Origin of the sequence: Streptomyces sp. NPDC057474 (assembly GCF_042802555.1) — a bacterium.
Lineage (GTDB): Bacteria > Actinomycetota > Actinomycetes > Streptomycetales > Streptomycetaceae > Streptomyces.
Genome location: NZ_JBHVDX010000046.1, coordinates 20,560 through 42,155, shown reverse-complemented (window position 1 = coordinate 42,155; position 21,596 = coordinate 20,560). Strand labels below are relative to the sequence as shown.

Below are 21,596 nucleotides of genomic sequence, written 5' to 3'. Positions count from 1 at the left end.
TAGAACTCCGACCATGAGAAGTCGGATCATCATGTCCATGCTCGCCGGAGCGGCCCTCCTGGCGAGCACCTTCCTCGGGGCCACCCCCGCCCAATCCGCTGCCACCCCCACCCAAGGCGCCACCCTCCGGACTGCTCAGTCCGCTCAGTCCACTCAGTCCGCCCAGTCCGCCGAATCCCTCGACGTCTCCGCCGAGTTCGGCACCGACTGGCACGACCCGATCACCGCCGCCCCGCCCGTCACCAGACCCGAGAACACGAAGTCGTGCGAAGTGACGGTCGCCGAGGCGCAGTTCAAGGACTTCACGCCGTACCGGGGGACCTATACGCCACCGGGGGACTGCGGGAAGAGGTGGAGCAAGGTGGTCCTGCGTCTCGACGGCAAGGTGAAGGGCCGCCAGTTCGATCGCCTCGGCTATCTGCACATCGGCGGTGTCGAGGTGTTCCGGACGTCCACCCCGCAGCCGTCGCCCGACGGCATCGAGTGGTCCGTGGAGAAGGACGTCACGCGCTACGCCGACACCCTGCGCACCGCGCAGCCCGTGGAGATGCTCATCGGGAACGTCGTCGACGACACGTACACCGGAATCCTTGACGTCAAGGTCACACTGACCTTCTACGCGGGCAGGCCCGACGCGAAGGCGGCGAGGACCATCCCCGACCGCGTCCTCACCCTCCAGGACGGCGACACCCTCACCACCCCGCGCAACAGCGAGCGCGTCATCGCCGAGGTGTACGCGACCGGGTCCGGCGGCGGTTGCGAGGAGTACTGGTACCTGACGGTGCCCGATGAGGCGCCGTACTCCTGCAAGGCGGACGAGGGACCGTACCGCGAGGTGCAGATCGCGGTGGACGGGCAACCGGCCGGAATCGCCGCGCCGTTCCCGACCGTATGGACCGGCGGCTGGTCGAACCCCTTCCTCTGGTACGTCGTCCCGGGGCCCCGCGCCTTCGACATCCAGCCCCTCCGCTTCGACCTCACCCCCTTCGCGGGCCTCCTCAACGACGGCCGCCCGCATCGGATCGAGGTCTCCGTCGTCGGCGTGCCCGAGGGGCAGACCGGCTGGAGCACCCCGGTCAACGTCCTCGTCTGGCAGGACGCGAAGAGCGAGCACGTCACCGGCGCCCTGACGAAGGTCCGGGCGGGCGACCTCGCCGCCTCGTCCACGTACACGCCCGGCGCGGAGCACCGTCTCGACACCGAGGGCGGCCACCGGCTTACCGTCGCCGGGTACGTCGACACCTCGCACGGCCGGGTGACGACGACCGTCCGCCGGAGCCTCGCCAACACTTCCACGCACACCTGGTCGGACGGCGAGAACCCCGACGCGCTCGACGCGGGATGGAGCGATGACGAGACGGTCACCGTCGACGGACGCGGACCGGCACTGGCGACGCGCACACAGCGGTCGTACACGATGGACGGAACCACGACGCTCGGTGCGGGCGACCGGCTGCGGACCGTGCTCACGCTCGGCGACCGGGCGACGGTCACCGAGACGCGGGACGGGCGGCGCGCGGCCTGGTCCCGGCTCGACGACACCTACACGGGGGACGCCACGTACACGGCGTTCGTGCCACGTGACCAGCGGCATGCGGTCGGGACGACGAGTGAGCGCTACCGAACGTACGGAACGGGCGGATGCTACGACCGTTCGCTGGTCTCCGTACAGGGAGTGCTGACGGAGGACCGAATGGGCTGTTGATGCCGAATGGGTGCGATGTGACGTCTGTTCGATGATTTACATCAACGAAACGCGGCGGTCTTCCCCGCGAGCGGCAACTCCTCGATAGTGATCGACGCGGAAGTGCTTTTCCGCATACCAGAAAGTTCCTTCGGAGGAGTGCCCGTGCCGCAGTCCGTACCGTCCCTGCCGCGACGCGTCGCACGCATGCTGCGTACCTCACTGTTCGCACAAGTCGGAGTCGCGCTTGTGCTCGGAATCGTCGTCGGAAGGTTGTGGCCGGACACGGCCACGACCTTCCAACCGCTCGGCGACGGTTTCATCCGCCTCATCAAGACGGTCATCTCGCCCCTGGTGTTCTGCGTGGTCGTCGTCGGCATCGCCAAGGCCGGCAATCTGAAGGCCTTCGGGCGGATCGGGCTCAAGGCCCTGATCTGGTTCGAGGTCGCCTCGACGGCCGCGCTGCTCATCGGTCTGATCGCCGCCAACGTCTTCGGTCCCGGTTCGGGCATGAACGTCGACCCCTCGAAGCTCGACACCTCGGCGGTCGACGCGAAGACCGCCGGCGGCGAACTGCCGACGACCGGCGAGTTCATCCTGAACGCGCTGCCGCAGAGCGCGATCGGAGCGTTCGCCGAGAATTCGCTGCTCCAGGTGCTCGTGCTCGCCTGCCTCACCGGCGCCGCGCTGCTCCACCTGGGTCACACCAAGGTGCCCAAGATCCTTCCCGCCATCGAGCAGGCCCAGGAGGTCATCTTCGCGATCGTCGGCTTCGTCATGAAGCTCGCCCCGCTCGCCGTGTTCGGCGCGATGGTCCACCTGGTGGGCGAGTACGGCCTCGGCGTGATGAAGACCTACGCCAAGCTGATCATCCTCTGCTACGCCGTCGCCCTCGTCTTCCTCGTGCTGCTGAGTGTCGCGCTGAAGCTGGTGACCGGGCTGAGCCTGTGGAAGTTCGTCCGCTACACCCGCGCGGAGATGCTGCTCGCGCTGGGCACCGCCTCCAGCGAGAGCGTCATGCCCCGCATGATGCAGAAGCTGCGGCAGGCCGGCGCCCGTGATGACGCCGTGGGTCTGGTGCTGCCCACCGGCTACTCCTTCAACCTCGACGGCGCGTCCATCTACCTCTCCATCGGCACGCTGTTCATCGCGCAGGCCGTGGGTGTCGACCTCAGCCTCAGCCAGCAGATCACCGTCATCCTGGTCCTCATGCTGACCAGCAAGGGCATGGCCGGCATCCCCGGCTCGGCGTTCCTCGCCCTGTCGGCGACCGCCTCCTCGCTCGGCGCCATCCCCGCCGGAGCCGTCGCCCTCCTCCTCGGCGTCGACCGCATCATGGACTCGATGCGCGTCGTCACCAACCTCCTCGGCAACTGCGTCGCCGTCTTCGCGGTGTCGAAGTGGGAGGGTGCGCTGGACACCGACCGGGCGAAGAAGATGCTCGACGGGGAGATTCAGTTCGTGGAGGAAGAGGACGAGCCCGCCGCCGAAGACGAAGGCGAAGACGGGGCCCGGACCGCCGAGACCCCCGCGAAGACCGCCGAGGCCCCTGCGAAGGCAGAGGTTCCCGCGCTCTCCAAGGTTGAGGCGAAAGAGCCTGTACCTGAAGTGAGTTGACCGCTCCCTTTCCGATCTCCCGGATACGAGGGGCCCGGGCGCAGCACTCTGCGCCGGGCCCTTTCGTACGCCCTCCGGCCGGGCCCTTTTCGTGCGCCCTCCGACGCGCCCTCCGGCTCAGCAGTACCGCTCAGCAGCGCCGCTCCGCCGCCGGCGCCCCGTCGAACAGCGTGTCGAGCAGCCCGCCGAGCACCCCCCGCTGATCGTCCGAAAGCGGTGCCAGGATCTCCTCCGCCGCCGACCGTCGCGCATGGTGCAGCTCCCGCAGGACCTTGCGGCCCTCGTCCGTGACCTCTATCCGGATCACTCGCCGGTTGGTGGGGTCGGGCGCCCGGCGCACCCGGCCGCTCTCCTCCAGCGCGTCGACCAGGGTTGTCACGGCCCGGGGCACGACCTCCAGCCGCTCCGCCAGATCGGCCATGCGAGGCGGCGTGTCGTAGTGCGCGAGGGCACGCAGCAGTCGTGACTGCGCCGGGGTGATCTCCAACCCGCTCTGCTGGAGGTGGCGCTTCTGGATGCGGTGCACACGGCGGGTGAGCCGCAGCAACTGCTCGGCGAGCAGCCCGTCGGCGTCGGGGTTGGTCATACGGGAACAATATCAGGACCATGTTCATTGTGAGCATAGGTAACAATGAGCTAAGCTCCGTAAGTCCGTTTCGGCGCACCCTTCCCCATCCGCCTCACCTCCCGTAGGAGCCCATGCATCCCGACCACGAACCCGCCTGGGGACCGTCCGGCGACTCGCAGGAACAGCCCCGCCAGGTACGCCGCATCCTGAAGCTCTTCCGCCCCTACCGCGGCCGGCTCGTGATCGTCGGCCTGCTCGTCGGCGCCGCGTCGCTCGCGTCGGTCGCCACGCCCTTCCTGCTCAAGGAGATCCTCGACACCGCGATCCCCGAGGGCCGCACCGGCCTGCTGAGCCTGCTCGCGCTCGGCATGATCGTGAGCGCGGTCCTCACCAGCATCTTCGGCGTTCTGCAGACGCTGATCTCCACGACCGTCGGCCAGCGCGTCATGCACGATCTGCGCACCGCCGTCTACGGCCGGCTGCAGCGCATGTCGCTCGCCTTCTTCACCCGGACCCGCACCGGCGAGGTCCAGTCCCGCATCGCCAACGACATCGGCGGCATGCAGGCGACCGTCACCTCCACGGCGACCTCCCTGGTCTCCAACACCACCAGTGTGGTCGCCACGGTCGTCGCCATGGTCGCCCTGGACTGGCGGCTCACGGTGGTCACCCTCCTGCTGCTGCCGCTGTTCGTGTGGATAAGCCGCCGGGTCGGCGACGAGCGCAAGAAGATCACCACCCAGCGCCAGAAGCAGATGGCCGCCATGGCCGCGACGGTCACCGAGTCGCTCTCCGTCAGCGGCATCCTGCTCGGCCGCACGATGGGCCGCGCCGACTCGCTCACCAAGTCCTTCGCCGAGGAGTCCGAAGGGCTCGTCGACCTGGAGGTCAGGGTCAACATGGCCGGGCGCTGGCGCATGGCCATCATCACCGTCGTCATGGCGGCCATGCCCGCCGTCATCTACTGGACCGCCGGCATCGCGCTCCAGCTCGGCGGCCCGTCCGTCTCGGTCGGCACGCTCGTGGCCTTCGTCTCGCTCCAGCAGAACCTGTTCCGGCCGACCGTGAGCCTGCTCTCCACCGGCGTCCAGATCCAGGCCTCGCTCGCCCTCTTCCAGCGCATCTTCGAGTACCTCGACCTGCCCATCGACATCACCGAGCCCGAGCGCCCGGTCCACCTCGACCAGGTCAAGGGCGAAGTCCGCTTCGAGAACGTCGAGTTCCGCTACGACGGAGACGCCGACCACCAGAGCGGCGACAGCGCGGCGCGCCCGATCCTCGACGGCATCGACCTCGCCGTCCCGGCCGGCGGCAGCCTGGCCGTCGTCGGGCCGACCGGCGCCGGCAAGTCCACGCTCGGCTGCCTCGTGCCGAGGCTGTACGACGTCACGGGCGGCCGGGTCACCCTCGACGGGCACGACGTACGCGACCTGGACTTCGACACGCTGGCCCGGGGCATCGGAGTCGTTTCCCAGGAGACATACCTCTTCCACGCCTCGGTCGCCGACAACCTGCGCTTCGCCAAGCCGGACGCCACCGACGAGGAACTGCACGCGGCGGCGCGGGCGGCCCAGATCCACGACCACATCGCGGCCCTGCCCGACGGCTACGACACGGTCGTCGGCGAACGCGGCCACCGCTTCTCCGGCGGTGAGAAGCAGCGGCTGGCCATCGCCCGCACCATCCTGCGCGATCCGCCGGTCCTCATCCTCGACGAGGCGACCAGCGCCCTCGACACCCGTACCGAGCACACGGTGCAGCAGGCCATCGACGCGCTCTCCGCCAACCGCACCACCATCACCATCGCCCACCGGCTGTCCACCGTCCGGGAAGCCGACCAGATCGTCGTACTCGACTCAGGCCGCGTGGTGGAACGCGGTACGCACGAGGAACTGCTGGAGAGTGGTGGGCGGTACGCGGCGCTCGTACGGCGGGACGCGCGGCTGAAGCCGGGTCGAGAGGTGGTTGAGGCGCCGAAACTGGAACCGACAAGATGAAGATATGCCGGGTTTGAGGTGATATGCGGGTTACCGTGCCCGCATGCAGATGAACACTCCGCCACGGAGCAAGATGCGACTGACGCGCCGGGGCCGGGCCGCCCTCATCGCGACCGGGGCCGTCGTGGCGGCCACCGCCGTGGCGGTGCCGCTGCTGAGCGTGGAGATCGTTGACGGCGAGGCCGGGCGCCCGACGTCCCTGGTGATCCCGGAGGGCTGGCGCTCCGGCCAGGTCTACGCAGCCGTCGACAAGGCCCTCGCCCTGCCCGCCGGGTCCACCAAGAAGTCCCTGGTCAAGGCCAAGCTGATGCTCCCGGCCGACGCCGAGGGCAACCCGGAGGGCTACCTCTTCCCGGCGACGTACCCCCTGCGGGAGAAGTCGACCCCCGAGTCCCTGCTGACGTTCATGGTCGAGACCGCCAACAAGAGGTTCAACGGCGGTCAGGTCACGGCCGGGGCCCAGCGCAACGCGATGAACGTCTACCAGGCGGTCACCATCGCGAGCATCATCCAGGCCGAGGCGGCCACCGAGGAGGACATGGGCCGGGTGGCCCGGGTCGTCTTCAACCGCCTGGAGCGTGGCATGCCGCTACAGATGGACTCCACCATCAACTACGCGTTGAACCGCTCCACGCTGGACACCACCGTCGACGACACGAAGATCGACAGCCCCTACAACTCGTACCGGCGCATGGGCCTGCCGCCCACGCCGATCGCCAACCCGGGGGAGGCGGCGATGCGCGCCGCCGTCAATCCGACGCAGGGCGACTGGCTGTACTTCGTCACGGTCAAGCCGGGCGACACCCGCTTCACGGCCGACTACCAGGAACACCTGCGCAATGTCGCCGAGTTCAACCAGAACCGGAAGAGGCCGTCGCCGACCGCCGGGGCGAGTACCGTGCCTCCCTCGCAGGCGGTCGGCTGAGGGCCCTGCCGAGTCGGCGCGGAACGTCAGGCGGCGGCCGGCTCGTTCGCCAGCAGTCGCCTGATGTCCCGCACCGCCGCGCGGCCGGCGCGGTTGGCGCCGATGGTGCTCGCCGAGGGGCCGTAGCCGACCAGGTGGATCCGTGGGTCGGCGACCGCTCGGGTGCCGTCGACGCGGATGCCGCCGCCGGGCTCGCGCAGCCGCAGCGGGGCCAGGTGGTCGACGGCGGCGCGGAAGCCGGTCGCCCAGAGGATGACGTCGGCGTCCACGCGGCGGCGGTCGTCCCACTCCACGCCGTCGGGCGTGATCCGGTCGAACATCGGCAGCCGGTCCAGGACGCCGTCCGCGATGCCCTGCCGGATCGCGTCGTTGAGCGGCAGCCCCGTCACCGACACGACACTCTTCGGCGGCAGCCCCTGGCGCACCCGCTCCTCCACCAGGGCGACGGCCGCCCGCCCCACCCCCTCGTCGAACGGCCCCTCGCGGAAGACGGGCGGACGCCTCGTCACCCATGTCGTCGCGGAGGCGTACGGCGCGATCTCCAGCAGATGCTGCGTCCCGGACGCGCCCCCGCCCACCACGACCACCCGCAGTCCCGCGAACTCCTCGGGCCCCGGGTACTGGGCGGTGTGCAACTGCCGCCCCCGGAACGTCTCCTGACCGGGATAGCGCGGCCAGAACGGCCGGTCCCACGTACCCGTCGCGTTGATCAGCGCCCGTGTCGACCACACACCGTCCGAGGTCTCCACGAGCAGCCGCCCGCCCTCGCCCTCTCGCACTGCGCGGACGTCCACCGGACGCCGTACCGGCAGATCGAAGGTGTGTTCGTACGTGGCGAAGTACTCCCTGATGACCTCGGCGGACGGCCGCGAAGGATCGGCCTCCGCCAGTTCCATGCCCGGCAGCGCGTGCATCCCGTGCACCTTGCCGTACGTCAGCGACGGCCAGCGGAACTGCCAGGCGCCGCCCGGGCCGGGGGAGTGGTCCAGCACCACGAAGTCGCGCTCCGGCTCGAAACCGGTCCGGCGCAGGTGATAGGCGCCGGCCAGACCTGCCTGACCGGCGCCTATGACGACTACCTCGACCTCGCGCGTGTTGTTCACGCTTCTACTAACGGGGAGAAGGTCGGGGATCTTCCCGGACGTCGGACGTCCTCTGGAGGTCAGCGCCCGCCGGCCACGAGAAGCGGAGCCCCGGCCGTCATGGCGGCGTTCGCCAGCAGGCCGCGCGCCGCCAGCTCCGGGATCACGCCCTCCCCGAACCAGTACGCCTCCTCCAGATGCGAATAGCCGGAGAGCACGAAGTGCTCGACGCCCAGCGAGTGGTACTCCTCGATCAGGTTCGCGACCCTCGGCAGGGCTGCCGACGAGCGCGGTGCCGGCGCCGCCACGGACGAGACCGACCCCCGCCCAGAGATCGGGGTGGATCTCCAGTTCACCCCGGGAGCCGCCGTGCAGGGCGAGCATCCGCCGCTGACCCACCGACTCACTGCGCCCGAGCGCGGACTGCGGCCGCAACCGTGTCGGCGTCGAGGTCGTCGAGCAGCCGGTTCGCCGTCGACCAGGCCTCCGCCGACGAGTCCCGCGAGATGGTGTGCAGCCGGATGCCGAACCGGACCGTACGCCCCTCCCACTGGGCCAGCGACCGGATCCCAGTCGATTTTCTCCTTGACCTTCGCCAGAGGCTCGCCCCGCGTCAGATACATATCCGCGTGCCGTGCCGTGCCGCGACCGGCCGCCGCCGACGAGCCGCCGAAGAAGAGCTGCTCGTCGGCAGGAATGAGTGGAGACGGACGGTCATGTCACGACCCTTCCGAGGGACGGGGAGCGGTGGTCGACGCCGGGAGGTCGCCGTTGAACCGCGTGTCGGTGAAGTCGCCGAAGTCGACGTTGTTCGGGATGAGCTTCAGCTCGGTGAAGGTGTCGGCGATCTGCTGCTCGGAGGCGATGACCGGCTCGTCCACGGCGACCGGGACCCGGGTGGTGTAGGTGCGCTTCACCGCGGCCAGCGCCACGTCCTCGGGCAGCCCGGTGTCCTTCGCCCAGACCTTCGCCCACTCCTCCTCATGGGAGTACACCCACGTGTAGGCGCGCCGCAGCCGCTCCAGGTAGTCCTTGATGGCGGCGGACTTCTTCTTCTCCGCGAGCGCGGTGGGCGCCGCCACCTGGAAGGTGAGTCCGTTGGTGATCCCGTCCCCCGTGGTCAGAACGCGCCCCTGCTGCGCCTTGAGCACCTGTGAGGTGTACGGGTCCCACACCGCCCACGCGTCGACCTTGCCGGAGGTGAACGCGGCGAGCGCGTCGGCGGGCTGGAGGTACTTGACCTTGACGTCGCTGAACTTCAGCCCGGCCTTCTCCAGGGACGCAACCAGTTGGTAGTGCGCGGACGAACCCTGCGCCACGGCGACGGACCTGCCCTTGAGCTGCGCGGTCTTCGTCAGCTTCGAGTCGTTCGGTACGAGGACGGCGTCGCCCTTGGACGTGCCGTGCCAGGCGGCCACGACCGTGATCCTGGACTTGGCCCCGGCCGCGAAGACCGGCGGTGTGTTGCCGACGCCGCCGATGTCCACGGCCTTGGCGTTGACGGCCTCCAGCAGGGGTGGCCCCGAGGTGAACGTCGACCATTTGATCTTGTAGTCGAGATCGTCCAGCTCTCCGGCGGCCCGCAGGATCGCCTCCGAACCGCCCTTCTGGTCACCGACGTTGAGCGTGAGGGAGCCCTTGCCGTCGGTCCCGTCGCCGGTCGAGGTCCTCGCGGAGGAGTTCCCGCCGCAGGCGGAGAGCAGCAGGGCCAGGGGGAGGAACAGGGCGGGGGCGAGAAGGCGTCGTCGCATGGGGGATCCGTTCGGTTGGTTCAGATGAGGCGAATTCAGGTGAACTCAGGCGGCTTCGGCGGTGGTGTCGACGCCCAGCCGTTCGAGCAGCAGGCCACGCAGCTCGGCGAAGCGGGGGTCGGTGATGTCGCGGGGCCGGTCCAGGTCGACCGGCGTCTCGTACGCGATGACGCCGTCGTCCATCACCAGGACACGGTCGGCGAGCAGCACCGCCTCCTCGACGTCGTGCGTGACGAGCAGCACCGCGCAGCCGCGCCGCTGCCACAACTCACCCACCAGACGCTGTGCCTTGATACGGGTGAGCGCGTCGAGGGCGCCGAACGGCTCGTCGAGCAGCAGCAGATCAGGTTCGCGGACCAACGCTCGGGCCAGGGAGGCGCGTTGGGCCTCGCCGCCGGAGAGCGTCTTGGGCCAGGCGCCGGAGCGATGCTCCAGGCCGACCTCCGTGAGCGCCCGCTCCGCGAGGGGGCGTTCGGGCCTGCCCGGCAGACCGAGCAGCACGTTCCGCCACACCTTCTTCCACGGCATCAACCGCGGTGCCTGGAACGCGACGGCCTTGCGGCGTGGCACCAGGACGGTGCCCTCGATGTCGCGGTCGAGCCCGGCGAGGATACGCAGCAGGGTCGACTTGCCGCAGCCGCTGCGGCCGAGCAGGGCCACGAACTCGCCCGGCCGGACGTCGAGCCGGAGGTCGTCGATGACGGCGCGGCCGTCGAAGGAGCGGGTGAGTCCTTCGACGTGCACGGCGTGGGCGGGGGCAGGAACCGCGGTGGTTACGGGGGCCGGGTGGGCCTCCTTCGTGGTCACCGGCCGGTGAACGTCGGTCGCCATTGCAGCAGCAGCCTTTCGAGGGAGCGGACGATGAAGTCGGCGAGCAGGCCGAGGAAGGCGTAGACGATCAGGCAGACCACGATCACGTCGGTCCGCAGGAAGTCCCGGGCCTGCACCATGAGGAAGCCGATGCCGGCGTCCGCGTTGATCTGTTCGGCGAAGACGAGTGCGAGCCAGGCGATGCCGAGGGAGTACCGCAGGCCGGTCATGGCGCCCGGCAGAGCGCCCGGGAGCACGACATGCCGTACGAGCCCCCAGCGCGACAGCCCGAGCGACTCCCCGGCCTCGATCAACTGGGAGTCGACGCCGCGGATACCGGCGTACACGTTCAGATAGAGCGGGAACGACACACCGAGAGTGATGATCGCGATCTTCGGGGCCTCGCCGATGCCGAACCAGATGATGAACAGAGGGATCAGACCGACAAACGGCACGGTACGCAGCATCTGCACACTGGCGTCCACGAGGTCTTCCCCGACCCGGAACAGACCTGACACCAGGGCGAGTCCGGTGCCCACGACCGTCCCGAACAGCAACCCGAACGCGACCCGCTGCAACGACGTTCCCATCGCCGAGGGCAGCGAGCCGTCGGCGATCAGATCCCCCGCCACCTGCGCGATCCGCCCCGGAGAGGCGAGCACGTCGGCCGTCAACACGGCGGTGGTGCTGAGGAGTTGCCAGAGCGCAAGCAGCAGGAGGGGCCCGGAGGTGCGTCGCAGCCAGCGGGGGACCCGGGTGCGGCGGGCGGAACTGGGGACGACGGGTTCGAGGTCGAGTCCGAGTCCGGGGCGCAGGCAGCCGGGAGAGCCGGAAGAGCCGTTGCCGGTATCGGCTATAACCGGAATATCCGCCTCATTGGAATCGGGTGGGGCATGGCTGATGCTCATGAGAGCTCCGCGTGGAGGAGAGCGCCGGTGGGCGGGGCGGCCGTGCGGTGCCACCGCGTCGGACACCGGTCGACCGATCGCTCAGTGGACCCGGCTGGTCAGACTTGCGGTGCGGCGGCTCGCAGGCCGAGGGGAAAGAGAGGTGAAGAGGCGTCAGCAGCCGCGACGACACGCGGCGGAGGCCACCCGCAGCAGGTCGATGTGACCGCGCGAAGTGAGCAGGGCTGAACGCAACATGCGGCGAAATTAGCCAGCCGGTCTGTGCACGGTCAATGGTGTCTCGCCAAGTGGACGCCGTGTATCACCGAGTGGGCCGCTACCGGCCCGGACGGTCGCTCGCGCGTGGCGCCCACGGGGTGCGCGAGGATGGAGCCATGTCCGATGCCTTCACCACCCGAGTCCTGAACGTCGCCTCCGGCTCCCGCGAACGGGTCGTCGACCTCACCCACGACTGCGAGGCGTTCCTCCGCGAGGCGGCCGCCGGCCGGGACGGTCTCCTCAACGTCTTCGTCCCGCACGCCACGGCCGGCATTGCCATCATCGAAACAGGCGCCGGCAGCGACGACGACCTCCTCGCCGCCCTCCACACCCTCCTCCCCGCCGACGACCGTTGGCAGCACCGCCACGGCACCCCCGGCCACGGCCGCGACCACGTCCTCCCCGCCATCGTCCCGCCCCACGCCACACTGCCGGTCATCGCCGGGAGGCTGGAACTGGGGACCTGGCAGTCGGTGTGCCTGGTGGACACCAACATCTCTAATGTCAACCGTCAGGTTCGACTGAGCTTCCTGGGGTGAGCAAGATCATCCTGGGTGTGGCCGCCAAATCTCCGTACCTTGCGTGTTCGAAACGGAGAAGTCTTGCGCGGTACGGACCTGAACATGATCGAACGCCCCTACGACGGATGCGGTAAGTGCCTGCTCGGCGTGCGGCGGCTGTCGCGGATGAAGCTTGCGACGTCGTCCCCGGAGCGCCAGCGTGAGGACGTCCTCACCGCGGCCGGCTCCGTTGGCGGCCACATCATCGGCTGGGCCGATGACTGGGAGGTCTCAGGCGCCACCGACCCGATGACCAGGCCACAGCTGGGCCCCTGGCTCCGCGATGAGAGGGGTTCATACAACGGCCTGGTGGCCGCGGCTGTCGACCGCCTCGGCCGCAACGTCGTGGATTGTCTGAACACCGGCTACAAGATGAGGGACGAGGGAAAGCTTCTCGTCACTTACGGCCATGAGAGCCCGTGGGACCTGGACGACCAGGTCGACGAGAACCGCTTCACCATGGAGGCGTGGGGCGCGCAGATGGAACTGCGCGCCATCCAGCGCCGCAATCGCAGCGCCACGGAGAAGATGAGGGCGGCGGGGCGTCCGAAGGGAAAGCCCTCCTACGGATTCCAGTACGTACGGACTGTAATGGGTGGCAAGATCGATCACGTCGAACTGCACCCGCACGCCTCGTCTGTGATCCGTACCGTCGCTCGCCGCATCCTTGCTGATCCCGAGCGTGTGACCCCGAGCAGCGAGGCCGCCCGTCTGTCTCGTGCGGGAGAGCTCTCACCCGCTGACCACCTGGCGGTCATGTATGGCAAGCCGGCGGGAGGCCACCCTTGGCAGCCTACGAGCGTGAAGAACATCCTTCTTTCCGAGGCCACCCTCGGCTACCTCATGCACGCAGGCAAGCCCGTCATCGGCAAGGACGGAAATCCTGTACGCCTGTGTGAGGGCTTGTGGGACCGCCAGACGCATGAGGCCCTGAAGCAGGCTCTGATCCCTCGGAAGACGCCCTGGGTCGGCCGTCGTTCGAACCGGGCGTACATGCTCACGGAAATGGCCCTGTGCGGGCAGTGCCACAACCGGCTGTACACCCAGACTTCGGCCGATGCGCCGCCGAGGTACGTGTGCAACGCGCGGAACAAGGGCTGGCTGAGCGCGCAGGAGTGCAGGCCCGCACCGCTCATATACGCGAACATCCTCGACGCGTACGTCGAAGAATGGTTCCTGCAGGAGTTCGGCGATGGAATGATCTTCGAGACGGTCTACGACGAGGGCAACGGCGTGGCTGAACGTATGGCCGAACTCCGTGCCAGCCGGGAACGGTTGCGCGCTGACCGTGAGGCCGGGCTGTACGACGATGCTGACGATGCGGCCTGGTTCCGAGAGCGGTACGCCGCCATGGGGCAAGAGCTGGAGAAGCTCGGGCTCGAGCCGCAACGCGCCCCGGGCATGGTGCGTCGGGCGACCGGAGAGACCGTCCGAGACCGCTGGGACAAGGCGTTGGATGTCCAGGCCCGCAAGGAGATGCTCACGGACTTCGGCGTGAGGGTCACGCTCTTCCCGGTTGCTGCGCCGGTGCGCTGGGTGGCTGGAGTGGTGCACGGGCCCGAACGCGGTCTGACGGGAGTCGTGTAGGAGGCGTAGGGCGGCGATCGGTTAGAAATTTCGGCCGAGCGCGTTCTCTGGAGGCCTACCTGAGAATGGCGGCGCGGCCAAACTCACCATCCGCCGGATTCTGAGACTCTCGAATCTTCAAGGGGTCGGAGGGGCCGGGTATGGAGCAGATGTCCAGGCGCGAAAACGTTGTCGGCGGACTTGTGGCGGATGAGTGGCATAGCGGTCGGCGAGTAGGGCTTCCTGGCTGGCTCTTGATCACCAAGAGCAGGGACGTTGCCGAGATGGTGGCCGAGTTGTATCAGGGAACGGTGTCGCGAGCAGGTTCTGATGGGCACCTCAATGTCCAGATGCCGCACACAGAAAGCTTCGTGGTCGATGTTGCCGACAGTGCTCATATAGAGAACCGTCTGATTCTGGTAAATAAGCTGGGCCTGGCACACGTCTGCAATGGCTCGACGTTTCTTGCCCCGGGCCGGGGAGCGGGGGACCTCTGTGGGTGCCCCGATGATCTTTTCGAACGTAAGGCAGCTGCACGGGTCGGGACTGGACCAAGGCCCGATGCCTCTCTTGTGTTTCGCCTGGCAGTTGCTCCGAAGGTAGGTGATCTCTCGTTCGCCTCATCGGCGTGGCAGCTCTATGAATCGCTGGAAGCAGTGTCAACCGAGACGGAAGGGGCTGAAGGAGTCGTGCGGATGGTGTTGAGTCTTCGAGAACGGCGATTGGTGACCAGGTCCGGGGCGGATGTCGCCTTTACGTATCCCGAGGCGCATTCCGTGAAGTTGATTCCCCGAATGCCAGCTGATCTTCATCTGGCAGCTTGATGGATGTACGCAGTGCGGCCGGCAGAGACCGTACTGTCAGTCTGTCTCGAGCTGATCCTCGTCCTTGACGTTCATGCTGGTTCCGAAATCCTCACCTCCCAGGGCGAAATCTTCCTCCTGGCGTTGCTTGAGGTCGACCGCGAACTTGTAGCAGATTCGGAGGCGCCGACGGATCGCGTCGTCCGCGGACCGAGTCCAGATTTTCGACTGCCGCCCCTACACCTTTGAATGACCCAGCCCCACCTATCTCTAAGGGTCAGCAAGACGTTCAGGAGGCGTGAGTAGTTGGGGGTGAAACTTGTGATCGGAAATGGCGCGTTCCTGTCGGTGGAGGATGTCGGCTGGATCCCAGGTCGGACTGAATCCGGCGTACAGCCCGACTCGTCTGCCGCTACCTGCCGCTTTGCCTTGGAAAGGGCCTCTGATCTGCGACGGAGGCCCTTTCTGATCTTTCAGGAGCTTGCCGTGTTAGGCGGCGAAAAGTCCCTCGGAAGTCCCTCGGACAGAGCTGAAAGTCCCTGAAAAGTCCCTGGGACGGGGGCGCGCACAAGGCCTCTGGGATGGGCCTTTGCGAGGGCCTCCCGTCGGGTGCATGGTGCTTGAGCCGCAGCCATCGGGGCGGTCTTGGCTCGGCGGGACTACGCGGTCTCGGGGTTGACGGTTGTGTCGGGCCGCGTTACCCGTTCGGCACGAGCTGCGGCCGAAAGGGGCGGGGCGGCTTGCAGGCATCCCGGTGTCGGCCAACTGCTGGATGCGGCTTCGGCTGAAGGGGGGCGAGTCGCGCTCGAAGTGACTGGTTCCAGCCTCTTGCCGTGGTGCGATGTTGTGTTTGCAGTGGTGCACGCGAGAGCATGTTCGATGATCGATAGGGCGTAGGTCTTGTCGGGACACTCGGTGCGGTGGCAAGAATCGGCGCCCTGCATCGGGTGGCTCTTGGCGTGTACGGGGGTTGGGGGAGCGGTGTGACGGGGTGGGACATAGACCCGGTCGGGGTGCGCGGTGTTCTGGAGACGTCGGGTACGCATGGGAAGAACCTGTCGGAGGCGGGTTCGGCGATGCAGGGGAACCTGGAGGAGGCGGCCTCGGCCGCGGGGATGATCACCAGTCAGTACGGCCCCTACAGCAGCACCGTAGGAGTTGTGGGCGCGGCGCTGGGTGAGTTCCTGCAGCAGTGGAGCCATGACCTGCTCTATATCGCCGAGCGGGCGTCCAAGTCGCTGAGCGGCGCGGCGGAGGCCACCGGGCATTATGTCGAGGGCGACCTGACTCTGGCGGCCAACGCGCAGCGTGAAGCGGCCAAGGAGCCGAAGGTCGAGCTGCCTGGTGTCGATGTGCCGGCAGAAGGTCAGTGATGGCCGACGAGGCGAACCTGATCGACCCCTCCGGGATACCGCAGTTCCTCGGGGATCTGCCCACGCTGGGCGTCGACGTGATGCTGCTGTACGCCAACGCGGGCCAGTTCCGGGCTTCGGGCGCGGATCTGCACACCGCCTTCCAGGGCTTGTCGGCCTTCTACCGCGCCCCGGAGGCCCATGACCTGTTCTCGTCCACGCAGCCGGTGAAGGCGAAGGCGGACGCGTTCGCGGACGATCTGGAGAAGGTCGCCGGGGCGCTGGACGAGTACGGCGTCGAAGTCAGGCCGCTGGTGGAGAAGTTAGCGACGCTCAAGGCGGACGCGCGGACGTTCGTGGACTCGTTGGCCGGGGACGACGACTGGCGCAAGGACAAGGACAAGGTCGGCACCAACAACGGCCTGTGGCGTGACGTGAATTCCACGGTCGCCGCCTTCCAGGCTGCTGAACGTGCCTGCCACAACAAGATCACCGCTCTGGTTGGCGGTACCGCGCTCACCGTCGATGACGGTTCGCACGGCGAGAACATGTACGGCTATCGCGCCGAGGACCTCGATCACGCCGGGGAGACCCGTGGGGCGCGGCTGTCGAGCAGGAGTACGAGGGCTGGGACTGGTTCACGCACACGTCCGGGCAGGTCTGGGACGGTTTCTGGACCGACGGTGTGATGGGCACGGTCCATGGCGTGGGCACCCTGTTCGGCGCGGACGGCTCGGACGCGGCGGGCGAGGCGTGGACGGGCCTGGCCAAGCTCGGCACTGCCTCTTTCCTGACCAGCGCCACCCTCGGCACCTGGTGGCTGGTGCCCGACGACAAACTCCCCTCGTGGCTGCGCGATTCCCGCACCACCTACAAGCAGACCGTCAAGGGATTTGTCGCCTGGGACACGTGGGAGAGCAACCCGGCCCGGGCTGCTGGCGCCGTCAGCTTCAACGTCCTGGGCCTGCTGGGAACCGAAGGGGCGGGCGCGGCGGCCACCGGTGCCGGCCGGACCGGAGCGGCCGCTCGTGCCGTGTCGGCCGTGGGCAAGGTCGGCCGGGCCGTCGACCCGTTCACGTATGTCGGCAAGGCGGGCAAGTTCGCCTACGTCAAAGTCGGTGACGCCTTCAGCACATTGAAGAGACTGGACTCCGGGGCAACACTGGACCTGCTCGAGCGAGGCGATGCCCTCCGGTCGCCCAAGGTTCCCGACAACGCGATCCCGTACGTCGACGACGCGACCGGAAGAGTCGTCTACCTCACCGACAAGGGCCACCTCCTCAACGCCGACGGCACCCTTCACCAGCACGCCTCCCAGGCCAAGGCCGAGCCCTCGGCCGCCGCCCGCGCCGGGGACAACCCCACGTCCCGCGCCCCGGTGACAGGAGCCCGGGAGCCAGAACTCGTCGGCGCTCACGCGGGGACGAATTCCGTCGCCGACGTGGGCCGGACGGGTGAGCGCGCTCCGGGCAACGGTGTCGGGCATGGTTCGGGAGACGGTCCGGGAACGGGCAGGGGGACCCCAACCGGTTCCGGTCCTGGACATGGCGGGCCGCATGACCGCGCCACACGGTCGGCAGGGCCCGATGAGCATCGGGCGGATCGGGCGGACGGCGACGGCTCCCGTGACGAAGGACAGCGGAAGCTGACTCCTGCCGAGCGCAAGGCCATTCAGGACGAGCATGTCCGGAGGGCCAACGAAGACCCGGAGTGGCGCAAGAAGCACTACGACACCCTCGGACGCAGGAGACCCCATATCGGACTGGTGGACGGCGTCGAACTTCCCCAGCTCGCGAAGGATGCGCAAGGGCGCTTCGTGGCCAAGCACGACCTGCCGAGTGGTCCGTCCGAAACCCGGTTCGGTGCGAAGCCGCTGCCGCGGAGTACCGCCCCCGACGACGTTCTTCCGAGGCTCGACAGAAGGACCGCTGACCGTCGCGCCTATATGGACCTCATGAACGCGCAGAAGGTTTTCGACGAGACGCCCTCGACATCGAACCGCGAGGCCCTTGCCGCTGCTCAAAAGGCCTATGGAAAACAGCTCGGAGACGTGCCTCCGAACAGCAAGATCTCCGAGAAGCTGGGTGAGGACGCCTCCAGGCTCCACGCCGTTCGACGCGAGTTCCCGGACGCTCAGGAGATCGACCTCCCCAAGACGCCCACCGGGGCCCACATGTTCGACGGCGCATACAGGCTTGAGGACGACAAGATCCTGATCGTTGAGGACAAGGCGCCGGGAAACGATCTCCAATGGCGACAGGGACGAGCCGACCCCGAGGATCCTGGGCGACCGCACGTCAGCGACGACGGCGGGGCGGCCGGTATGCGAGTGAAGCAGGGAACGTATCTGTACCTGCGGACCATCCTGGGCGAGATGACGAAACGTGGCGGTCGGGACGCCGAACTCGCGCGAGAGTTCAGACAGGCGCTGAAGGACAGGAAGTTGCAGTACGTCCTGGTCAAGGTCCAGGAGCCAGACGGCACCCTCTATGCTGGCGTCGTGATCGAACACATGAAAATCAACTGAGAAAGGGAGGGGCGTGGTCATCCATATTTCCCGTCACGACTTCCCCGTGGACAACGTGGCCGAAGCCATGGCGCCGATCGTCCAAAGCAACGACGAAGCACTTGCTGAACTTGAAACGTCAGAGTTTGACCGCTTCGATGCCTTGGACTATTCACTGACTGTCGCCAAATGGAACTGCCTGACGGATCCCTCGGGTGAGGAATTTTCGACGTGGGAGGCATGGGTCACCGCGATGCAGGTCGGTTCGGGCCTGTTCATCTCTGGAGCGGCTGCGGAAGGCCCTGTCCCATGCCGAATCGGAGGAAAAGGTGAGATCAAGAACCTTCCGGCAACCGGCCCGCAGGAATATCTGCACGCCGGCAACTGGCTCACCACGTACTACTTGGCGGTGATCTGCCGGGAGAACGAGCGTCTCGACCAACTCGCCCGTGTGCCCGTCTCGTTCCTGCGCGCATCAGGTGTGGAGTTCGACGAGTACATCTACGCCTGGGTGGAGACCCTGCAGAATGCCTGGTTCGGCCGCCCGGAAACCTGGAGTACCCTGGTCGCCGCGATTGATGGGACGGACCCCGCCGCTCCCCACATCGCCAGTGCCGAACTGATGCTGAAAATCCTCTACCCGCCGCTGGAGATCTTCCACCGCTACCAGCGGCAGGAGCCGGAGCCGTTCAACACAGCTCTGGCGGAAGCACTCACCTGGCATCGCGAGTACTGGACCGACAACGCGACACGGTCGAAGAGCAGCGAGGGCCTGGTGGCTCTGGCCCCATTGGCCGTCGCCTGCATGGCGTTCGACGCGGACATCCCGGTCGACGTCGAATCCGAGTACCTGCCCAAGCACCTCCTCGAACGTTCCTGGGTGGGCGAGTTCCCGACGTGACCAAAGCCGTCATAGCTCTCACCCCGAAGATGCCGGACGCCCGCTCCTTGATCGCCGGCCTCTCCGCAGGCGGCCCCGACCTGGGACTGACCTCCACCGGTGACGGCGGCGTCCTTCAGCTGTGCACAAGCGTTGGCCGTCCGCTGGTCTCCGTCGAGGCACCGCTCCTGATCCACATACCCGGCGAAGCGGAACGCCTCCTCGGCCCCGATGTGTCAGCGCCCCCGCCGCCGTACTGGTGGACCGAGGCCCGCGCCTCGACCTCGGTACCCGAGGCAGAAGCTCTCGCTGAATCGTTGTGCGGACGCCTGACCACGCTGCTCGGCGGGACAGCGTGGCCGCGCGCCGCAGGTACGACACGCGTGGTGGCCATCCCGCAGAAGCAGCCGCCCGAAGACGCACAGGACGTCGTCGCTTCGTCCGCTCCCGCCGTTCCCTCGGTCGACGTCCTGACCGACTCCACGGCGGTCGTCATCTCCGACCGTCCCGTCCTCGCCTTCACCACCTGGCTCTCCGAAGTACTCCGCACTACGAGCGCCACCAACCGAGCGCTGCACCTGGTCACCCCGCCCCAGGCCCGGCTCACTCTCCCCCTGCGCACGGCGCTGCGGGGCGCCCCCAACCGGTGGGTAGTCCAGGACCCGGCCGGCGGTTACTACGACGGCCTGTCCGGTGTCCCCCTCGCCTGGCAGCAGGGCACATTTCTCCCGACCGGCACCACGGTCGCCGACGCGTTCACCCAGCTCACCGAGCCCACCCCGGAACGCCAGCTGACCCTCACGTTCCGCACGCTCCACGCCCCCACCGCCGACCTGGTCCTCGGCCGCGGTCTGGAGACCGCCTGGCGCCATCTGACGGGCTCGGCGCCGGTGGGGTGGAGTACATCGGAGCCCGTCAACCTGCCCTGGTCACCGCGCCAGTTGACGGATCTCGCCCGCGAACGGTCACCTGCTCCGACCCACCTGGTCGCGATCGGCGCAGCGGATCATCCGTCCATCGCCACACTCCGCACAGCGCGTACGAAGGCCAGCGTTGCCCAGGACATCACGCTCACCCTCGGATACACGTCCGCTGCGGACGTCCCTCTGGACGCCGTCGAATCCCTTGCCGCCGCGTTGGTCGACGAGCACGGCCTGGTGTCGATGCTGACCACGCTCCGGGCAGCCCTCGCGGACCTGACGCTGACCCCGCGTCTGGAAGCCCCGCCCATCCCGGTGTCCTTCACCCTCGGCGCCCGGGACGTCAACGCCATCGGCCTCACCCACGCCCGAAGACCACCCCTCGCCCCGCGCCCGCGACAACTCGGCACACACACGCACCCAGCCCTCTACTACCGCTTGGGCGACGGAACCGACGCCGACGCATGGACTGTGCTCCAACATCTCACCACCCACCTCAAGGCCACTCCTGGAGCGGAGCGAATCGGCCTGATGCTGAAATGAGTGAGCGTGACCGAGCGCAATGTAGGCAGTGACGGGACCGAAAAATCTACTTCGGACGGAATACCCCTGTTGTTCCAGCGACGGTCGGGGAGAACTGAGTGGCCGTTGACACGAAGGGGTACGGTTCACTCGACGGACAACACCTCGGCTAGGCCGGACACGTATCACAACTCGCCGAAGCGTCAAGGTGTCTTGCATTAGGAGCTATGGACAGACTGTCCTCACACGGCTCTTGCCGGGTGGAAGGCTTCTGCTCACTGAGGCCGCTACCAAGGTGAGGTTGTCGTCATGGCACGTCGCGATCCCGAACGTACGAAGTACGGATTCACGGTTGCGGCGGCTGTCGACGCTGTTCCGGCCGCGCGCCGCCAAGTCATCGTGCTCGCCCAGGACTTGGGTTTCCTTTTGTCGGACCAAACGCTGGAGAACGTCGAGCTGTTGGCGAGCGAGGTGATCGCCAACGCAGTCCTGCACTCAGATGCTCCGTGCGACGTCGCTGTGACGCGGACTGATGAGCGGCTCCGCGTCGAAGTCACGGATGCTGCTGCCTGCTTGCCGAGTGTTGTTGCGGCTGGGCCGGACGACGAGAGTGGTCGGGGCCTGCTGCTCGTGAATGCCTTGGCTGACGCGTGGGGGACGCGATCGGAAGCGACGGGCAAGACGACATGGTTTGAGATCGCTCCGGAGTCCTCGGTTGAGCGCGCGGGGAACAAGGGTGTGGATGTGCCGCCTTCACCTCACACGGATGACGCTGACGTGCGACGGCCTGAGTGCCATGCCCGCCCCAGCTCGTCGGCCGACTCGCGGTTGTCGCTCGGCGCAGCAAGTGTTGGGAAGCGACACCAGGCTGCCTGACAGCCCCGTTG

At 67.7% G+C, this 21,596-nt stretch carries 19 protein-coding genes and 1 pseudogene; 13 read left to right on the top strand and 7 right to left on the bottom strand.

What is annotated here, in order from left to right; translation table 11 throughout:
- Window positions 1-13: 13 nt before the first annotated feature.
- Entirely contained in the window at window positions 14-1,705 is a 1,692-nt protein-coding gene (locus ACFU53_RS16275) for a peptide-N4-asparagine amidase (protein WP_383991811.1), read from the top strand.
- A 144-nt stretch (window positions 1,706-1,849) separates the two neighbouring features.
- A complete protein-coding gene (locus ACFU53_RS16270) occupies window positions 1,850-3,301 on the top strand; it encodes a cation:dicarboxylate symporter family transporter (protein WP_383991808.1) in 1,452 nt (483 codons plus the stop codon).
- A 130-nt stretch (window positions 3,302-3,431) separates the two neighbouring features.
- Here ACFU53_RS16270 and ACFU53_RS16265 read toward each other — a convergent pair whose 3' ends face one another.
- Window positions 3,432-3,887, bottom strand: coding sequence for a MarR family winged helix-turn-helix transcriptional regulator (locus ACFU53_RS16265; RefSeq protein WP_383991805.1), 456 nt, complete (start codon window positions 3,885-3,887; stop codon window positions 3,432-3,434).
- A 113-nt stretch (window positions 3,888-4,000) separates the two neighbouring features.
- On the opposite strand from ACFU53_RS16265, the gene ACFU53_RS16260 reads away from it, so the two are divergent.
- Both ACFU53_RS16260 and mltG read left to right on the top strand, forming a co-directional pair.
- Window positions 4,001-5,866 (top strand): ABC transporter ATP-binding protein, encoded by a 1,866-nt coding sequence (locus tag ACFU53_RS16260; protein ID WP_383991803.1) that lies wholly within the window; start codon window positions 4,001-4,003, stop codon window positions 5,864-5,866.
- A gap of 43 nt (window positions 5,867-5,909) precedes the next feature.
- Window positions 5,910-6,791, top strand: a complete 882-nt coding sequence (gene mltG / locus ACFU53_RS16255) for an endolytic transglycosylase MltG (RefSeq protein ID WP_383991800.1) — start codon at window positions 5,910-5,912, stop codon at window positions 6,789-6,791.
- Between the two features lie 26 nt (window positions 6,792-6,817).
- Here mltG and ACFU53_RS16250 read toward each other — a convergent pair whose 3' ends face one another.
- From ACFU53_RS16250 to ACFU53_RS16225, 6 genes and pseudogenes are all read right to left on the bottom strand, one after another.
- A complete protein-coding gene (locus ACFU53_RS16250) occupies window positions 6,818-7,894 on the bottom strand; it encodes an NAD(P)-binding domain-containing protein (protein WP_383991798.1) in 1,077 nt (358 codons plus the stop codon).
- A 59-nt stretch (window positions 7,895-7,953) separates the two neighbouring features.
- Window positions 7,954-8,556 (bottom strand): annotated as a pseudogene (locus ACFU53_RS16245) (LLM class flavin-dependent oxidoreductase); the annotation flags it as partial.
- Window positions 8,557-8,592: 36 nt separating this feature from the next.
- Window positions 8,593-9,624: an ABC transporter substrate-binding protein gene (locus ACFU53_RS16240; RefSeq protein WP_383991795.1), complete on the bottom strand. Its 1,032-nt coding sequence runs from the start codon at window positions 9,622-9,624 to the stop codon at window positions 8,593-8,595.
- Between the two features lie 45 nt (window positions 9,625-9,669).
- A complete protein-coding gene (locus ACFU53_RS16235; RefSeq protein WP_383991792.1) occupies window positions 9,670-10,455 on the bottom strand; it encodes an ABC transporter ATP-binding protein in 786 nt (261 codons plus the stop codon).
- Window positions 10,428-11,342, bottom strand: coding sequence for an ABC transporter permease (locus ACFU53_RS16230; RefSeq protein ID WP_383991789.1), 915 nt, complete (start codon window positions 11,340-11,342; stop codon window positions 10,428-10,430). The genes ACFU53_RS16235 and ACFU53_RS16230 overlap by 28 nt, the downstream gene beginning before the upstream one ends.
- A 153-nt stretch (window positions 11,343-11,495) precedes the next feature.
- On the bottom strand, window positions 11,496-11,579 hold the full coding sequence (locus tag ACFU53_RS16225; RefSeq protein ID WP_383991831.1) for a putative leader peptide: 84 nt from the start codon (window positions 11,577-11,579) through the stop codon (window positions 11,496-11,498).
- Between the two features lie 137 nt (window positions 11,580-11,716).
- Here ACFU53_RS16225 and ACFU53_RS16220 point away from each other — a divergent pair, with 137 nt between their 5' ends.
- The 9 genes from ACFU53_RS16220 (at window position 11,717) to ACFU53_RS16180 (ending at window position 21,585) form a co-directional block, all read left to right on the top strand.
- Entirely contained in the window at window positions 11,717-12,139 is a 423-nt protein-coding gene (locus tag ACFU53_RS16220; RefSeq protein ID WP_383991786.1) for a secondary thiamine-phosphate synthase enzyme YjbQ, read from the top strand.
- 84 nt (window positions 12,140-12,223) lie between these two features.
- Window positions 12,224-13,747 (top strand): recombinase family protein, encoded by a 1,524-nt coding sequence (locus tag ACFU53_RS16215; RefSeq protein WP_383991783.1) that lies wholly within the window; start codon window positions 12,224-12,226, stop codon window positions 13,745-13,747.
- Window positions 13,748-13,887: 140 nt separating this feature from the next.
- The gene (locus ACFU53_RS16210; RefSeq protein WP_383991780.1) at window positions 13,888-14,550 is read left to right on the top strand and encodes a hypothetical protein; all 663 of its coding nucleotides are present in this window, start codon (window positions 13,888-13,890) and stop codon (window positions 14,548-14,550) included.
- Window positions 14,551-15,512: 962 nt separating this feature from the next.
- The gene (locus tag ACFU53_RS16205; protein WP_383991777.1) at window positions 15,513-15,902 is read left to right on the top strand and encodes a DUF6507 family protein; all 390 of its coding nucleotides are present in this window, start codon (window positions 15,513-15,515) and stop codon (window positions 15,900-15,902) included.
- Window positions 15,902-16,570: a hypothetical protein gene (locus ACFU53_RS16200; RefSeq protein WP_383991775.1), complete on the top strand. Its 669-nt coding sequence runs from the start codon at window positions 15,902-15,904 to the stop codon at window positions 16,568-16,570. Before ACFU53_RS16205 ends, ACFU53_RS16200 begins: the two co-directional genes overlap by 1 nt.
- A gap of 353 nt (window positions 16,571-16,923) precedes the next feature.
- Window positions 16,924-18,408: a hypothetical protein gene (locus tag ACFU53_RS16195; protein ID WP_383991772.1), complete on the top strand. Its 1,485-nt coding sequence runs from the start codon at window positions 16,924-16,926 to the stop codon at window positions 18,406-18,408.
- A gap of 13 nt (window positions 18,409-18,421) precedes the next feature.
- Window positions 18,422-19,288, top strand: coding sequence for an immunity 49 family protein (locus ACFU53_RS16190; RefSeq protein WP_383991769.1), 867 nt, complete (start codon window positions 18,422-18,424; stop codon window positions 19,286-19,288).
- Complete coding sequence (locus ACFU53_RS16185; RefSeq protein WP_383991766.1) at window positions 19,285-20,730, top strand: DUF6177 family protein; 1,446 nt, start codon at window positions 19,285-19,287, stop codon at window positions 20,728-20,730. The genes ACFU53_RS16190 and ACFU53_RS16185 overlap by 4 nt, the downstream gene beginning before the upstream one ends.
- Window positions 20,731-21,018: 288 nt before the next feature.
- A complete protein-coding gene (locus ACFU53_RS16180; protein ID WP_383991763.1) occupies window positions 21,019-21,585 on the top strand; it encodes an ATP-binding protein in 567 nt (188 codons plus the stop codon).
- The last annotated feature ends 11 nt before the right edge of the window (window positions 21,586-21,596 follow it).

Excerpts from the sequence above, each read along its gene's own strand:
- ACFU53_RS16275 (WP_383991811.1), top strand. The coding sequence starts at position 14 with ATGAGAAGTCGGATCATCATGTCCATGCTCGCCGGAGCGGCCCTCCTG.
- ACFU53_RS16265 (WP_383991805.1), bottom strand. The coding sequence starts at position 3,887 with ATGACCAACCCCGACGCCGACGGGCTGCTCGCCGAGCAGTTGCTGCGG.
- ACFU53_RS16260 (WP_383991803.1), top strand. The coding sequence starts at position 4,001 with ATGCATCCCGACCACGAACCCGCCTGGGGACCGTCCGGCGACTCGCAG.
- mltG (WP_383991800.1), top strand. The coding sequence starts at position 5,910 with ATGCAGATGAACACTCCGCCACGGAGCAAGATGCGACTGACGCGCCGG.
- ACFU53_RS16240 (WP_383991795.1), bottom strand. The coding sequence starts at position 9,624 with ATGCGACGACGCCTTCTCGCCCCCGCCCTGTTCCTCCCCCTGGCCCTG.
- ACFU53_RS16235 (WP_383991792.1), bottom strand. The coding sequence starts at position 10,455 with ATGGCGACCGACGTTCACCGGCCGGTGACCACGAAGGAGGCCCACCCG.
- ACFU53_RS16230 (WP_383991789.1), bottom strand. The coding sequence starts at position 11,342 with ATGAGCATCAGCCATGCCCCACCCGATTCCAATGAGGCGGATATTCCG.
- ACFU53_RS16225 (WP_383991831.1), bottom strand. The coding sequence starts at position 11,579 with ATGTTGCGTTCAGCCCTGCTCACTTCGCGCGGTCACATCGACCTGCTG.
- ACFU53_RS16220 (WP_383991786.1), top strand. The coding sequence starts at position 11,717 with ATGTCCGATGCCTTCACCACCCGAGTCCTGAACGTCGCCTCCGGCTCC.
- ACFU53_RS16215 (WP_383991783.1), top strand. The coding sequence starts at position 12,224 with ATGATCGAACGCCCCTACGACGGATGCGGTAAGTGCCTGCTCGGCGTG.
- ACFU53_RS16210 (WP_383991780.1), top strand. The coding sequence starts at position 13,888 with ATGGAGCAGATGTCCAGGCGCGAAAACGTTGTCGGCGGACTTGTGGCG.
- ACFU53_RS16200 (WP_383991775.1), top strand. The coding sequence starts at position 15,902 with ATGGCCGACGAGGCGAACCTGATCGACCCCTCCGGGATACCGCAGTTC.
- ACFU53_RS16180 (WP_383991763.1), top strand. The coding sequence starts at position 21,019 with ATGGCACGTCGCGATCCCGAACGTACGAAGTACGGATTCACGGTTGCG.